Raw genomic sequence first — 14601 nt, 5'->3', positions numbered from 1 at the left:
TTGTTAAAATGAATGTAACAACGGAGAAAGCAGGAGGATTGTCTAATGGAACACACAACTCAAACGAAAATATTAGTCGTAGATGATGAGGCAAGAATTCGCCGCCTTTTAAAAATGTATTTAGAACGTGAAAATTATGAAATCGATGAAGCAGAAAATGGAGATGAGGCGATTCAAAAAGGACTCCAAACAGATTATGACCTCATTTTACTCGATTTAATGATGCCTGGGACAGATGGAATCGAAGTGTGTAATCAAATTCGAGACAAAAAAGCGACTCCAATCATTATGCTGACGGCAAAAGGAGAAGAAGCCAACCGCGTCCAAGGGTTTGAGGCAGGAACGGATGACTATATCGTAAAACCTTTTAGCCCGCGTGAAGTTGTTTTACGTGTGAAGGCATTGCTCAGAAGATCTTCTCAAACGTCTTATCTCAATACTGGGACAACAACAAAAGATGTACTTGTGTTTTCTCATCTTTCAATTGACCACGATGCGCATAGAGTGACGGCTGATGGCAAAGAAGTCAGTCTCACGCCGAAGGAATATGAGCTTTTATATTTCCTTGCGAAAACACCGGATAAGGTTTATGACAGAGAGAAGCTGTTAAAAGAAGTATGGCAGTATGAATTCTTTGGAGACTTGAGAACAGTCGATACCCACGTCAAACGACTTCGCGAAAAGCTGAATAAAGTGTCACCAGAAGCTGCGAAAAAAATCGTGACGGTATGGGGTGTCGGGTACAAATTTGAGGTCGGCGCTGAATGAAACTGTGGAAAAGTGTCGTTGGAAAGCTATGGTTAACCATTCTCTTCCTCGTCCTGATCGTTTTATCTATTTTAACCGTGCTTCTTTTAGAGTTCATTGAGAATTACCATGTAGAAGAAGCAAAGTCAGATTTAACTCAAATGGCAAACAAAGTAGCGGTCATTTTAGAAAGCCATGAGGATCAATCGCTCGCAAGGTCGATTACATCAGAGCTTGCTGACAAATTGACGAGTATTGCGATTATCCAAGAGGACGGGCTAGAGTGGTATTCGTCTGAAAAAGACGGGAAGCTTCCTGCGATTACAAAGAAACAAATTGAAGCGGACAGTGATTTAAATCAAGCACTAAAAGATCGTAAAAAAATCAGTAAACGTGCAGAACCAAATGCAGGCAATCAGAAAGATGAACGAATTGTCGTCGGTGTTCCATTTGAGGCAAACGGAAAAAAAGGCATGGTCTTTCTTTCTCAATCATTACTCGCTGTAGAACAAACAACGAAACATACGACGCGTTATATCTTCTTAGCAGCCGGAATTGCCATTGTTCTGACCACTATCTTCGCTTTCTTCTTATCAACACGTGTCACCTATCCTCTCAGAAAGATGAGAGAGGGAGCACAGGATTTGGCGAAGGGGAAATTTGATACAAAGATTCCTATATTAACGCAAGACGAAATTGGAGAATTGGCCATCGCCTTTAATCAAATGGGCAAGCAGCTTAAATTCCATATCACAGCCTTAAATCAAGAAAAAGAACATTTGTCCAACATTTTAAGCAGTATGGCCGATGGTGTCATCACCATCAATATTGATGGAACGATTCTCATGACGAATCCTCCTGCAGAACGATTCTTGCAGGCATGGTATTACGAGCAAAATATGAAGATCAAAGATGGAGATGAACTGCCACCAGAAGCGAGAGAACTGTTTCATACAGCCGTCAGCACAGAAAAAGAGCAAATGATCGAAGTCACGCTGCAAGGACGTACTTGGGTTCTTCTCATGTCTCCGCTTTATAATCAGCAGGATGTCAGGGGAGCAGTTGCGGTCCTTCGTGATATGACAGAGGAACGAAGACTTGATAAGCTGAGAAAAGACTTCATTGCCAATGTCAGTCATGAACTTCGTACACCAATTGCCATGCTTCAAGGGTATAGTGAGGCGATTGTAGATGATATTGCAGGCTCAGAAGAGGAAAAGAAAGAGATTGCGCAAATTATCTACGACGAATCACTTCGAATGGGACGTCTTGTGAATGACCTTCTAGATCTAGCGAGAATGGAAGCGGGCCATATTACACTTAATCTTGAATCGACAGATACAGAAGAGTTAACCGAGAAGATTTACCGCAAGTTTCTCGGTATTGCGAAAGAAAAACAAGTTGATCTCACATATGACATTCAAGTGGATGAACCGCACTTTGTACTCGATCCGGATAAGATTGAACAGGTGTTTACGAATCTCATTGATAACGCCATTCGTCATACACCAGAGGGCGGAGAGGTTCACTTCTCGGTTCAATCGGTGGAAAGCGGTCTGAAAATGGATGTAAAAGATTCGGGAAGCGGAATCCCGGAAGAGGATCTGCCATTTATTTTCGAACGTTTCTATAAAGCGGATAAGGCAAGAACAAGAGGGCGTTCTGGTACTGGGCTTGGTCTTGCGATTGTGAAGAACATCGTAGAGGCGCATCAAGGCTCCATTCATGCACATAGCAAAGCGGGTACAGGTACACACTTTACCTTTTATATTCCGAGAAAAAAGCAGGAACTCGTCTAATCCTGACGAAGAATCTTGTTACATGAGAAACACTTCTTTTCTAAAAAAAGAAGTGTTTTTTTATTTTCATATTTTTAAGGAGAAGTTAAACAAAAAGCCCTTCCCAAATTGTCGAACTTGTAATATATTTGTCATAAAGTTGTAATGTAACGTTTTGTAAGAGTCAATCGACAAAAATAAGTGAACGGAGGGGTTTCCTATGCATGAAACCTTTCAAAAAATATATGATTCGTACCATCAAGATTTGTACCAGTTTTTATTTTATATGGTTAAAGATAAAAATCAGGCAGAGGATCTCGTTCAGGAGGTTTACATCCGGGTACTTCACTCATATAAAACTTTTGAAGGAAGAAGCAGCGAGAAAACATGGCTGTTTTCAATTGCGAGGCATGTGGCGATTGATTGGTTTCGCAAACAGCAAACCATTAGACAACGGGTACTCGGCACGTTTGATTGGGATAAGCAGGATGTAAAGGACCCAGACTTGCTCCCAGACGAACTGGCTGTACAGGATGAAAATGTAAAAGAAATCTATGCCGCACTTGATCATTGCACGATTGATCAACGAGCTGTCATCATTTTAAGATTTATCCAGGGCTACTCAATCATGGAGACGGCAAAGGCGCTAAAGTTCTCGGAAAGCAAAGTCAAAACAACGCAGCACCGAGGCCTGAAAGTGCTCCGAAAACATATGGAGCTTTTGAAGGAGGAGCTAGTGAATGAAAACGAACAGGTCCGATTGGAGCGAAGAACGAATCAAGGTGTTACTAAGTCAGCTTCCAAAGGTGGAGGACAACCGTTCATCTAAACAGATATACCAGCAGATGCTGATGGCAAGCGGGCAGAAAAAGAAAAGTGCCAAATGGATCGGTCCAGCGGTCGCAACCGTTGTGGTTTTATTTATGGCGTTTTTGATTTCTCCTCATTTATTTCAGCCGGCTGCTCAAGATCATCATAAGCAAGTGGAAACAAGTGCTGACAAAAGTCAGGTGAACGCCACATTAGAGGCGGTCAAACAGACTGATGGGCCCTCACACGTTGTTTCTCGTAAGCAGCAGCAAAAGTATATGACCATTGCATACATAGATGAATCAACCTCTCAGGTAGTTCCAATTAGCATTGAAAAAGAGGATGAGTATGATCATTTGCAGGAAATGATGAACACATATGAGCAGGTGCAGCTGCCTGAAATGACAAAACCTCTTCAATCTTATATTGATATGGTAGATCTTCGAGAAAAAGGAGATACACTCATCTTTCAGTTAAAAAATGATTTGTCCCTCGATACGTTAAAAGAAGCCAACCGGTTTAAAGATATGGTAAAAGAAACGCTAAAATGGAGTAAGTATAAGCAGGTACAGGTCAAGACATCCAAAGGTTCTCAACTTCAATTAGGAGCAAATGGCCGCATTGGAACAATGTCGATTGAGAAACAAACAAAGCACGCTTATTATGTTTTAGACAACAAAAGCGGGACTTTTTTAGTGCCTTCAAAAACCCATTATCCTTCGTATGAAGATGCGGTAGAGGCCATGAAGCGGACAAGTGATGCCGGACTTGATCCATTAATTAAAGATGAATCGATTAAAGAAGTGACGACTAAAGGAAAACATGTGACTATCACATTTGGAGCATCAGCGCAATTATCGGACTCAAATGATCATATTCTACTCATTGAAGGTCTGCTGCTCTCAGCGAAAGATTTTGGTTTTACAGAGGTCACCATTCAACAGGCGGGGGCAGATCAAGTTGGTCCATATGAATTAGAAGAACCCATAGAGGTGCCGGCTCTGCCGAATCCAGTTGTTATAAGAGACCGTTAAAGGACGCAAGAAATTGCGTTCTTTTTTGATGTATAGAAAATAGCTTCCTTGCTGTATACTAAGCTGTCATAAAAAGAACCTCAAAGAAGGGGAGTCACTGATGAAAAGGTATTGCTTCATATGTGCCAGCTGTTTTTTGCTGTTGATCTTTTCGCCTTTTGCTCATGCACAGAAAACAAGCGAATGGGTGGAGCCGATAAAAGGAGAAGTCACGGATTTGTTTGGGACAAGAGGTGGCTCGCACAAGGGATTAGATATAGCTGCGCCTGAAGGAGAATCCATATTTGCTGCAAGTGAAGGTGTGGTCTCGCGTTCGTATGTATCTGCTACATATGGAGAGGTTGTGTTTATCCAGCATCCAAATGGATATGAAACCGTCTATGCACATTTACACGAGCGTTTTGTTAAAAAAGGTGACCATGTAGAAGCAGGGCAGCCGATCGGCATTATCGGCAACACAGGGGCTTCTAGAGGCACTCATTTGCATTTTGAGGTGCACAAGGGTAATTGGTCAGTCAGTAAAGAAGATGCGGTAGATCCACTCACAATCATTGCGATGGATCGTTTCCAAGAGCCGGCTCTTCATGTAAACGGGCAAGAAAAAAATACATATCTCATTAAACAAGGAGATACCCTTTGGTCGATTGCAAAGGCGCACGAGATGACTGTGGAACAATTGAAAAAAATCAATGAGCTTACTACTCATCTCATCCGAACGGGAGACCGTTTAATGATTTCAACAAAATAAACCTCATGCAAATGCATGAGGTTTAACATTATTTTTTATAGGTCGATCAGACGGACAGAAAGTATATCTTGCACTTCGGTTAATTCTTTGACAATTTCGTCCTCAAGATGTTTGTCGAAAGAAAGCATCATAATGGCTTCGCCGCCTTTTTCTTTACGTCCTACTTGCATTGTCGCAATGTTGACATCATGGTCGCCTAATATTTGTCCAACCTTTCCAATCACACCAGGGGCATCTGTATGCTGGATGTAGACAAGGTGCCCATCTGGATAAAAATCAATATTAAATCCATTAATGGAAACAACGCGTTCTCCTAAATGCGGGATGTAGGTTGCTTTTAGAGTAAAGGTTGAAAGGTCACCTTTGACTTCAATAGAAATGCTGTTTTCGTAACCAGATTCGCTGGAAGAAATTTTTTCACTAAAGCTAATGCCGCGTTCTTTTGCCACCATCCCAGCATTTACTTCATTTACAGTCGAATCGACGCGTTCTTTTAAAAAGCCTGACAGGAGACTTTTTGTAATAAAGGAGGTTTCGAGTTTTGAAATAGAGCCTTCGTAAGAGATGCTTACTTCTTTTACAGGTTCTCTCATTGATTGAGAGACAAGACGTCCGAGCTTTCCTGCAAACTGATGATAAGGCTGAATCTTTTTGAACTCGTCTTTTGTCATCGCTGGTAGATTAATAGATGACATGACAGGGAGTCCTTTTGCAAATTGAAGTACTTCTTCAGATACTTGTGCCGCTACATTTAATTGTGCTTCCTTTGTCGATGCGCCAAGATGCGGAGTCGCAATGACGAGCGGATGGTCTACAAGCGGATTATCAGTAGGAGGTTCTACCTCAAATACATCGAGTGCAGCTCCTACAACATGGCCGCTTTCAAGCGCTTCAAGAAGGTCACGCTCGTCAATAATACCGCCGCGCGCACAGTTCACTAGGCGAACGCCTTTTTTTGTTTTTGCAATTGTTTCTTTATTGAGAAGCCCTCTTGTTTCTTTTGTTAATGGGGTATGTACAGTGATAATATCTGATACTTCGAGTACTTCATCAAGTGACTTGGCATTGACACCAATTTTTTCTGCACGTTCTTTTGTGAGAAATGGATCAAATACGTTTACCGTCATGCCAAATGCTCTTGCACGCTGGGCGATTTCGCTTCCGATTCTGCCAAGTCCAACAATCCCAAGAGATTTTCCATAAAGCTCAGCACCAACATATGCGCCTCTGTTCCATTCTTTTGATTTCACAGAAATATTGGCTTGTGGAATATGACGCATGAGCGAAGAGATCATGGCAAATGTATGCTCAGCTGTGGAGATCGTATTACCGTTTGGTGCATTGATGACAATGACGCCATGCTTGGTCGCTTCATCAATATCAATATTGTCTACTCCCACACCGGCACGGCCGACAATTTTTAATGAAGACATTTTTTCATAAAGCTCTTTGGTCACTTTCGTAGCACTTCTGACAAGTAAGGCATCAAATGTGTGTAATTCATCTTCTGCTTCTGTTACATTTTTTTGGACAATTTCAACAAAATCTGATTCTAAAAGTGGTAAAAGACCATCATTGCTCATTTTATCTGAGACTAATACTCGAAACATCGTAAGATTTCCTCCTAAAATAAACGTCATAAATATCTGATAATTTACCATATTCCTTTTCGCTGTGTCAATCAAATTAAAGCAGTAAAGCGAAAAAGAAAACACGAACATTTATTGGTATCTTTATAAAGAATGGACACCTTTAAACAAAAGATAACCAATTTTTGCGCATTTGTCATTATAATTTTTAAGTTTTTTACGATTTCTTAAAACTGATGAAATTGCTCAGGATTTTTATCTGTACAAATGCTCATATATCATATATAATGATGTCGAATTGAATAATGATCAATCTTCGGGGCAGGGTGCAATTCCCTACCGGCGGTGATGAGCATAGTCTCTAAGCCCGCGAGCCTTTTTTGGCAGGATTCGGTGTGATTCCGAAGCCGACAGTATAGTCTGGATGGGAGAAGATGGAGGTTCGTAAACGTTGAAAACATGGTTTTTCACACGTTTATTTGTCTAGCCCAAATTCCCCGCTCCTGTTTTCATGAGCGGTTTTTTTGCGGCTGAAATTGAACAATCCTCTTTTCGAAAGATTTGATCGAAAAGGAGAGAGAATATTGAATCAAAGTAAAGTAAAACGTTTAGTCGTCACCAGTATGCTCAGCAGTATTTCGTTCGTGTTAATTTTATTGGATTTCCCTTTCCCAGGGCTTCCAGCGTATTTGAAAATTGATTTCAGTGATATACCAGCCATTATTGCGATTTTAATTTATGGGCCGGGTGCAGGAATTGCCGTTGAGGCATTAAAAAATGTTCTGCATTATCTCATTCAAGGCAGTATGTCTGGTGTTCCAGTTGGGCAAGTCGCGAACTTCATTGCAGGCACATTATTCATCTTACCAGTTGCCTTTATGTTCAAAAAAATTAAATCAGCAAAAGGGATGGCATGGTCAATGATCATGGGTACATTACTGATGACTGTGATGATGAGCATTTTAAATTACTTCTTATTCCTGCCAGCTTACACATGGTTTTTAAACGCACCTGAACTATCTGATCATGCGCTCAAGACGACCATTACAGCAGGGATCTTACCTTTTAACTTTATTAAAGGAATGATCATTACCATCGTGTTTAGCTTCATTTTTGTGAAAATGCGTCCATGGTTTGAAAATAAACGCCGACTTCAAAATAGTTAATATAAAAAAAGCCCCTGCATAAGGGGCTTTTATATTATTCATGCTTAAGTGGGTCACCCTCGAAAGATTCGTCCGCAACTTTGATTGAGTCAGTTGGACATCCTTCAAATGCATCAAGCATATCTTCTTCAAGTACTTCTGGAACTTCTACAGTCCCTTGGTTGTCGTCAAGCGTAACAAATGCAATGCCTTCATCATCATAATCATAAATGTCTGGAGCAGCTGCACCGCATGCGCCGCAAGCAATACATGTGTCTTTGTCTACAATTGTATATTTTGCCATGTTAAAAAATACCTCCCAGATAGTTCGATGGAACACATGGTTTAACCTTTTTAGTTTCACCGATAAAAAACAATTTCCTCAAACCTTATTGTAATGATTTTAAATTCACATTTCAACTGTAAAGTGATTGAGAATGCTTATCACATAAGGGTTTGTTCATAACTTTCCCCCATAAATTGAGTTTAAACATTTCTTCTTGTATGAAATCTGTTAAAATAAAGGGAGAAAATATTCGAATTTTGTCAGGAAGACAGGTGCTTTGATGAATGACTCTTCATTATTTGGATGTCATGTTAATGGACAGCGTATATAAATTGAACGGCGAACGCTCCATTAGTGCTGTCTACCATCTTTTTAAAGGAAAAAAATCATCACAAACCATACAGGATGCCAGCTTGTTTGAGCTTTCCAGGTACTTCGGCTGTTACCCGGGGTTTACGAGGGATCAGCTGAATCGTTCTGCTTTAAAGCTTGAAGAGAAGCACTACATTAGAAAAAACGATGAGACATTCAGCATCACTGAAGCAGGGCAGCGAATGCTAAACCAGCATTTTTCTGAAAAACCGATGCCCGCTTATTTTCATGGTGCCAAATATCACGATAAAGCAAAGATGCTATGGATGAGGCTCTCTTTACTTGTACAAGTGCTTTCTCACTATATGGCTGGATCGCATCAATATGTTCCAATACAAAGAGATGTCTCGGTTCAAAGCTGGACGAAATCTTTCTTGAAACAGCATCAGCAGAAAAGCAAGCTTTCAGAAGATCTGCATCATGAACTAGAAAAGCTCCTTGTTTGTTTAAGCGATCAAGAGGCACTGATTTTTGTTTATTCATTGACCTCAAATGAACGAATCGGGCGTACGTATCAGCAAATGGCGGAGTGGATGAAAGAAGATGTGTGGTATGTGTACCTGCTTTTTTGGAATGTACTCCATTATTTTATTCAATCTGCCCAAAAAGGTGAGGCACCGATTTTGCAGCAGCTCGTAGGTGACCTTGAATTCAAACGCGTGTTAACAACTTCTACCCATAAAACACTTGAGCTTGTCCAAAAAGGATTTGATATTGAACAGATTGCTCACATTCGTTCACTAAAAAAGGCAACGATCGAAGATCATATCGTGGAGCTGTCGATACATGAGCCAAGCTTTTCAATAGATCCGTATGTGAGTATAGAAGAGCAGCGGGCGATCCTTACTGTAGCCAGGGAGCTTCAAACAAATAAAATGAAGCTGATTAAAGAAAAACTCGAGCATCCATTTACTTATTTTCAAATACGATTGGCACTGACAAGGATGGTGAAAGCAAATGGATAAGCTTCATCAGACGCTCATGCGATACTTTGGCCACGACACATTTAAAGTGGGTCAAGAGGACATTATTCAAAGTGTACTGCATCAAAAAGATACGGTTGCCATGCTGCCTACTGGCGGAGGGAAGTCACTTTGCTATCAAATTCCCGGTTATATGACAGAAGGATTAGTTCTGATTATTTCGCCTCTTTTATCGCTTATGGAGGATCAAGTCGAACGAATGAAAATGCGCGGAGAAAAACGAGTGGCGGCGCTTAACAGCACATTGTCTTTTCAGGAGAGACGACATATCATTCGGCATTTGCCATCATATAAATTTTTATTCGTCGCACCTGAGGCATTAATGTCAGAAGTGCTGCTAGAACAGCTCAAGTCGATGCATATTGGTCTGTTTGTCGTCGATGAAGCGCATTGTATATCAGAATGGGGGCATGATTTCCGTCCTGAATATTCAAAGCTGGGAGAATGGAGAGAAGCGTTAGGTCATCCTGTTGCTTTAGCTCTTACAGCTACAGCAACGAAACAAACGCTAAAAGATACAGTGCAAACGCTAAGATTACAGCATCCTGACTTTCATATTCATTCCGTCAACCGCCCGAACATTGCCTTCGTCAAAGAAGCGCACGAATCGAAAGAAGCAAAAGAGAAACGGGCCATTGAGCTTGCGGACTTCCTGCAAGGACCAGGTCTTATTTATTGCCCGACCCGGCAAATGACAGAAGAGCTTGCACTCTGGATGAAACAAAAAACCAATCAGCGTGTTGAGTTTTATCATGGCGGAATGGATGCAGGAGACCGTATGCTCATTCAGCAGCAATTTATCAGCGGTCAGCTTGATCTCATTTGCTGCACGAGTGCTTTTGGCATGGGAATTGATAAAGCGGATATCCGATTTGTCATTCATATGAGCCCGCCGCAATCGATTGAAGCATTTATGCAAGAGATTGGAAGAGCGGGAAGGGACGGGAAAAACAGTGTGAGCATTCTTTTATATACAGAAGAGGATGCAGATATTCAGCAACACTTGATCCAAGCAGAAGGATTTGACGATCCAGAAATTGATTTCTACTTAGCACAGCTCACACAAATGCAGACAAATGATGAAAAAAAATTACGTGAACGATTAATGGAAACAGGGCTTCAGGAGACCCGTGCAAGAATGCTGACGCATTATTACATGATGCATGAGTCCGAACAGCGCCCGGCAATCCTCATGAATCTAAAAGAAAAATTGCAGGACAGACAAACAGAAAAGCTGAGAAAAGTGTGGCAATTTAAAGAGCGGATCATGGGTCATGACTGCTTTAGACAATCTCTGTTATCATACTTTCACGAACAGCTTAATCAAACAGAGCACGCGTCCTCTGATCATTGCTGCTCTTCTTGCGGACTTGACCTGTCTGATTATGAAAAAAAAGATCAATCATTGGAGCTGAATGAAATGAAACACTGGAAGACCGTGCTGGATCGTATGTTTCATCTGACAAAAGAGGCGCAGCATTGATTGAACAACATCGTCGAATCATTGAAAAATTAACCGATCGACAAGTCGTAGAACAGCTGTATTTCACGCAGCTCCTCATGCTTATCGTTTCTTTTTTACTAGGCATATTTATGTTCGATCAATGGACGGATTTTACAGCACTTTGGCAGATTCATGATATGCGCATTCTGACATATGGAATTGGCGGTGCTTTGCTCGTCATCATTGTGGATGCGATTTTCATGAAGGTGTTTCCCGCTCATATGTATGATGATGGCGGTTTAAATGAAAAGATGTTCAAAAACCGAAGCATCCCGCATATTGTTTGGTTAGCACTACTTATCGCCTTTTCAGAGGAAATACTATTTCGCGGAATCGTTCAACAGCAATTTGGGCTGGAGATTGCCAGCATCGTGTTTGCGCTTCTTCACTTTCGCTATTTATCAAAAATACTCTTGTTTATCCTCGTGGTTTCCATTAGTATTTTTTTAGGACTTTTATACGAGTGGACAGAGAATTTATTTGTTCCTGTCATGACTCATTTTGTCATTGACTTAGTCTTTGCTTGTCAAATTCGTTTGAAATATAAGGGGAGGGATGAACATGGAAGAAATGTCGAGAATGCAGAGAAAGAAGGAGCAGCTGACAAACAACCATGACGACGATGTAGAGGAAATTCTTGAAGAAAAAGTACATCCTTCTGATGACTCTCACTTTCCTACACGAGAAGACTTTCATGAATATAAGAAGCAGCGCACGAAAAAAGTGCGCAATCCTTTGTTTACGACATTGGCTATTATCTTTCCTATCATCGTCATCACTGTTTTCTTTCTATTGATCTATTACACATCAAAGGAAATCAACGATAATAACAATCAAGGTGTATACATCGATAAAACCTCAAGTGCTGACACAGACCCAGTTCCGTCAGCACTTGTCGAAACAAAAAATGACGCTAGCGATGATAAAGCGGATGCGTCTGATGAAGAGAAGAAAAAGAAAGATGAAGAAAAAGAAAAGCAGCGATCAAAAGAAAAAGCAGAGCAGAAGAAAAAAGAAAAAGCTGCTAAAGAGAAAGAAGAGCGTGAAAAAGCCGCAGCTGCGAAAAAGCGTGAACAGCAGCAGCTCGCACTGCAAAAACAACAAGAAGAGAAAAAACGAAAAGAAGCCGAAGAGAAAAAGAAGCAGGAAAAAAAGCCGGTTCGTGTCGTACAGCACACTGTGGGCCCAGAGGAAAACCTGTATCGAATCTCGATGAAATATTACAAAAACCGATCGGGTGAAGAGAAAATTAAAGCCTATAATCATTTAAATGGGAACAGTGTATACAGTGGTCAAGTACTCAACATTCCATTGGAAAACTAATTACCTGACATGATCGAATGAAAAAGCACATACATATGTAGAAAAAAGGGACAGGGTGTATGTGATGACATTGCACGTAATCAGCCGCTATATGGATCAGCCGACACAGAAAATGATGGAAACGTTGATCAAAAGAAAGCACAAATATGAGGGCTTTGCTAAGCAGTGCAAAAGATGGCAATGGACAGCCCTATTGTCGCTGGCGATTCTTTTGTTTTATTTTGTAATAACGGCAAATAAGGGAGGCTCTCTTCAGCCGGAAGCGATGATTGCAACACTGCTTGGTCATGAGATCTTTCTATTTTGGATAATGGCTGAGGTGTTTGCTTTTTACGCATCTTATTACTATAAGAAAAAAGAGGAAAAGGCTGAGGATGAATATCATCGGCTTAGATGTGAGATTATACAAAAAAGCACAGACTTATGGCCGCAATCAGACCAGTGGAAAGAGCGTGAAGCGGTTTTTCACTATATGCAGAAGCAATATGACATTAATCTCTATTATGAAAGTAAATAAATGTGTAAAAAGACGTTTTAATAGTTGAAACGTCTTTTTTCATTCAAGCGTCTTATGAACGAAACATATGCAAGGGAGCCATTTATGATGAAATATGCCATCGGATTTACTGCCGCCATTGCGGCTGTTACAACAGGTGTGTGTGTAACGGCAAAAATGGTGAAAACGGCAAAACAAAACAACATCAAAAAGCATTACTTTACAATAGAAGCGCTTCAATCAGATCGACCAGCAGTGATTTTCTTTATTTCTGATACACACCGGCGTCTTATTAGTGACTCATTATTAGCAGAAGTCACACAAGAAGAACCAGATGTCATTATGGTAGGCGGGGACTTAGCAGAAAAAGGTGTACCCTACGCCAGGATTGAAGAAAATGTGAAACGTTTATCAAGAATTGCGCCCGTTTATTTTGTTTGGGGAAATAATGATCATGAGCTGCACCAGCAGAAGTTTAAAGAGATACTTCATGCATATGATGTCACGACTCTGCAAAATGAAACGGCTGTGTGGGATTTCGAAGGCCAGCCAATCAAAGTTGGAGGTATCGATGATATTCGGCTTGAAAAGGCGGATTATGAAGCGATACGGCCTGAGTTTGTGAAAGATGAAGTGAATATTCTCTTATCACACAACCCAGATGTACATCATTTGATGAGTGAAGAAGAGGGAATCGACCTTGTTCTGAGCGGTCATACGCATGGAGGTCAGATCCGAATCGGAAAATTTGGTCCGTATGAAAAAGGAAGAACAGGTCAGGTCAAAGGCGCGTTTTTTCTCATTAGTAATGGCTATGGAACAACAAAGATTCCAATGCGTCTCGGGGCAGAACCAGAAACCCATCTGATCTATTTAATGCCTGTAAAAACGCGATGACTTGCTGCACCCTCAATATTTTCCATAAAAGTCACCGTAAGCATAGCTTCATGCTTGTCTTCCGTCTTGACACAGTGTAAACTGAATACAAAATTAAGAACCTATGACTCATCATCTCATATACTACAGTATGATGTGTGTTTAGAAGAGGCAGGAGGGAACGTTATGCGACTGGAGCGTCTGAATTATAATAAAATCAAAATTTTTCTCACACTAGATGATCTGACAGACCGGGGTCTTACGAAAGAAGACCTTTGGAAAGATTCGTTCAAAGTCCATCAGCTGTTTAAAGACATGATGAACGAGGCGAATCAGGAGCTCGGTTTTGAAGCGAGTGGACCGATTGCTGTTGAAGTATTTTCTCTTCAGGCGCAGGGGATGGTCGTCATTGTCACAAAGAGTCAGCAGGAAGATGCTGATGATGATGAGTTTGATGAAGATTACATTGAGATGCAAGTCAAGCTCGACGAGAGTAATCATGTGCTCTATCAATTTGCCTCGTTTGAAGATGTGATTCAACTGTCCCATAGTTTAAGTCGTATTGGACTTTTAGGGGGTACAGTTTACCATTATGAAGGTCAATATTTTCTCAGCCTAGATGATTTTGAAGAACTGTCAGCTGATACAGTCATTTCCATTTTAGCGGAGTTTGGTTCTCCTACGACATTAACGATTCATCGGCTAAAAGAATATGGAAAAGTGATCATGCAAGATGATGCAGTGAAAACGATTCAAATGTATTTTTAATCACTTTTTTCTATTATATTTAATACTGTTGTGATGAAACAACAGTATTTTTTATATTCTTTTTTATATTTATAAACGCTGATATTTTATTTTGATAAAAAACGTTTTTTACCTTTGCTTTACCAGTACGAAGGTGTATACT

Annotated in this window: 15 protein-coding genes and 1 riboswitch; of the genes, 13 read left to right on the top strand and 2 right to left on the bottom strand. The window is 40.6% G+C overall.

The genetic code is table 11. The features are described 5' to 3' along the window. Positions 1 to 45 precede the first annotated feature (45 nt). The 5 genes from C6Y07_RS03800 to C6Y07_RS03780 all read left to right on the top strand — a co-directional run bounded on the left by C6Y07_RS03800 (position 46) and on the right by C6Y07_RS03780 (position 5117). Positions 46 to 768, top strand: coding sequence for a response regulator transcription factor (locus C6Y07_RS03800; protein ID WP_003215596.1), 723 nt, complete (start codon positions 46 to 48; stop codon positions 766 to 768). After that, positions 765 to 2546, top strand: coding sequence for an ATP-binding protein (locus C6Y07_RS03795; RefSeq protein WP_060596757.1), 1782 nt, complete (start codon positions 765 to 767; stop codon positions 2544 to 2546). The genes C6Y07_RS03800 and C6Y07_RS03795 overlap by 4 nt, the downstream gene beginning before the upstream one ends. Positions 2547 to 2745: 199 nt before the next feature. Beyond that, positions 2746 to 3354 carry an RNA polymerase sigma factor SigX gene (gene sigX, locus C6Y07_RS03790; RefSeq protein WP_034318821.1) on the top strand — a complete coding sequence of 203 codons (609 nt, stop codon included), beginning with the start codon at positions 2746 to 2748 and terminating at the stop codon, positions 3352 to 3354. Beyond that, positions 3266 to 4369, top strand: coding sequence for a sigma X negative regulator (locus C6Y07_RS03785; protein WP_106039219.1), 1104 nt, complete (start codon positions 3266 to 3268; stop codon positions 4367 to 4369). The genes sigX and C6Y07_RS03785 overlap by 89 nt, the downstream gene beginning before the upstream one ends. 100 nt (positions 4370 to 4469) lie before the next feature. Next, positions 4470 to 5117 (top strand): M23 family metallopeptidase, encoded by a 648-nt coding sequence (locus tag C6Y07_RS03780; RefSeq protein ID WP_034661114.1) that lies wholly within the window; start codon positions 4470 to 4472, stop codon positions 5115 to 5117. Positions 5118 to 5152: 35 nt separating this feature from the next. On the opposite strand, the gene serA is transcribed toward C6Y07_RS03780, so the two are convergent. Continuing rightward, on the bottom strand, positions 5153 to 6727 hold the full coding sequence (serA, locus tag C6Y07_RS03775; RefSeq protein WP_106156243.1) for a phosphoglycerate dehydrogenase: 1575 nt from the start codon (positions 6725 to 6727) through the stop codon (positions 5153 to 5155). 287 nt (positions 6728 to 7014) lie between these two features. Further along, a riboswitch (FMN riboswitch) is annotated at positions 7015 to 7146 on the top strand. Positions 7147 to 7290: 144 nt separating this feature from the next. Between serA and fmnP the strand changes: the two genes are divergently transcribed. Continuing rightward, positions 7291 to 7872, top strand: coding sequence for a riboflavin transporter FmnP (gene fmnP / locus C6Y07_RS03770; protein WP_106036831.1), 582 nt, complete (start codon positions 7291 to 7293; stop codon positions 7870 to 7872). 34 nt (positions 7873 to 7906) lie between these two features. On the opposite strand, the gene C6Y07_RS03765 is transcribed toward fmnP, so the two are convergent. Then, a complete protein-coding gene (locus tag C6Y07_RS03765; RefSeq protein ID WP_003215700.1) occupies positions 7907 to 8155 on the bottom strand; it encodes a ferredoxin in 249 nt (82 codons plus the stop codon). Positions 8156 to 8421: 266 nt separating this feature from the next. Here C6Y07_RS03765 and C6Y07_RS03760 point away from each other — a divergent pair, with 266 nt between their 5' ends. The 7 genes from C6Y07_RS03760 (at position 8422) to C6Y07_RS03730 (ending at position 14459) form a co-directional block, all read left to right on the top strand. After that, complete coding sequence (locus C6Y07_RS03760; RefSeq protein ID WP_060596756.1) at positions 8422 to 9474, top strand: YpbB family protein; 1053 nt, start codon at positions 8422 to 8424, stop codon at positions 9472 to 9474. After that, positions 9467 to 10975 (top strand): RecQ family ATP-dependent DNA helicase, encoded by a 1509-nt coding sequence (locus tag C6Y07_RS03755; protein WP_060596755.1) that lies wholly within the window; start codon positions 9467 to 9469, stop codon positions 10973 to 10975. Before C6Y07_RS03760 ends, C6Y07_RS03755 begins: the two co-directional genes overlap by 8 nt. After that, positions 10972 to 11613, top strand: a complete 642-nt coding sequence (locus tag C6Y07_RS03750; RefSeq protein WP_060596754.1) for a CPBP family intramembrane glutamic endopeptidase — start codon at positions 10972 to 10974, stop codon at positions 11611 to 11613. Before C6Y07_RS03755 ends, C6Y07_RS03750 begins: the two co-directional genes overlap by 4 nt. Further along, on the top strand, positions 11558 to 12319 hold the full coding sequence (locus C6Y07_RS03745) for a LysM peptidoglycan-binding domain-containing protein (RefSeq protein ID WP_106036830.1): 762 nt from the start codon (positions 11558 to 11560) through the stop codon (positions 12317 to 12319). Before C6Y07_RS03750 ends, C6Y07_RS03745 begins: the two co-directional genes overlap by 56 nt. A gap of 64 nt (positions 12320 to 12383) precedes the next feature. Further along, positions 12384 to 12836 (top strand): DUF2663 family protein, encoded by a 453-nt coding sequence (locus C6Y07_RS03740; protein WP_060596753.1) that lies wholly within the window; start codon positions 12384 to 12386, stop codon positions 12834 to 12836. Positions 12837 to 12923: 87 nt separating this feature from the next. After that, positions 12924 to 13712 carry a metallophosphoesterase gene (locus tag C6Y07_RS03735; RefSeq protein ID WP_034661982.1) on the top strand — a complete coding sequence of 263 codons (789 nt, stop codon included), beginning with the start codon at positions 12924 to 12926 and terminating at the stop codon, positions 13710 to 13712. A 165-nt stretch (positions 13713 to 13877) separates the two neighbouring features. Then, on the top strand, positions 13878 to 14459 hold the full coding sequence (locus C6Y07_RS03730; RefSeq protein ID WP_034661102.1) for a genetic competence negative regulator: 582 nt from the start codon (positions 13878 to 13880) through the stop codon (positions 14457 to 14459). Positions 14460 to 14601: the final 142 nt, after the last annotated feature.

It is taken from the genome of Bacillus sp. LNXM12-1, from assembly GCF_003004375.1.
In the GTDB taxonomy this organism is placed as follows: domain Bacteria; phylum Bacillota; class Bacilli; order Bacillales; family Bacillaceae; genus Bacillus.
This window is presented reverse-complemented; position numbering and strand designations above follow the sequence as displayed.

Bases quoted from the DNA above. Each gene is read 5' to 3' on its own strand.
- C6Y07_RS03800 (WP_003215596.1), top strand. From the start codon at position 46: ATGGAACACACAACTCAAACGAAAATATTAGTCGTAGATGATGAGGCA.
- C6Y07_RS03795 (WP_060596757.1), top strand. From the start codon at position 765: ATGAAACTGTGGAAAAGTGTCGTTGGAAAGCTATGGTTAACCATTCTC.
- sigX (WP_034318821.1), top strand. From the start codon at position 2,746: ATGCATGAAACCTTTCAAAAAATATATGATTCGTACCATCAAGATTTG.
- C6Y07_RS03785 (WP_106039219.1), top strand. From the start codon at position 3,266: ATGAAAACGAACAGGTCCGATTGGAGCGAAGAACGAATCAAGGTGTTA.
- C6Y07_RS03780 (WP_034661114.1), top strand. From the start codon at position 4,470: ATGAAAAGGTATTGCTTCATATGTGCCAGCTGTTTTTTGCTGTTGATC.
- serA (WP_106156243.1), bottom strand. From the start codon at position 6,727: ATGTTTCGAGTATTAGTCTCAGATAAAATGAGCAATGATGGTCTTTTA.
- C6Y07_RS03765 (WP_003215700.1), bottom strand. From the start codon at position 8,155: ATGGCAAAATATACAATTGTAGACAAAGACACATGTATTGCTTGCGGC.
- C6Y07_RS03760 (WP_060596756.1), top strand. From the start codon at position 8,422: ATGACTCTTCATTATTTGGATGTCATGTTAATGGACAGCGTATATAAA.
- C6Y07_RS03755 (WP_060596755.1), top strand. From the start codon at position 9,467: ATGGATAAGCTTCATCAGACGCTCATGCGATACTTTGGCCACGACACA.
- C6Y07_RS03745 (WP_106036830.1), top strand. From the start codon at position 11,558: ATGGAAGAAATGTCGAGAATGCAGAGAAAGAAGGAGCAGCTGACAAAC.
- C6Y07_RS03740 (WP_060596753.1), top strand. From the start codon at position 12,384: ATGACATTGCACGTAATCAGCCGCTATATGGATCAGCCGACACAGAAA.
- C6Y07_RS03735 (WP_034661982.1), top strand. From the start codon at position 12,924: ATGAAATATGCCATCGGATTTACTGCCGCCATTGCGGCTGTTACAACA.
- C6Y07_RS03730 (WP_034661102.1), top strand. From the start codon at position 13,878: ATGCGACTGGAGCGTCTGAATTATAATAAAATCAAAATTTTTCTCACA.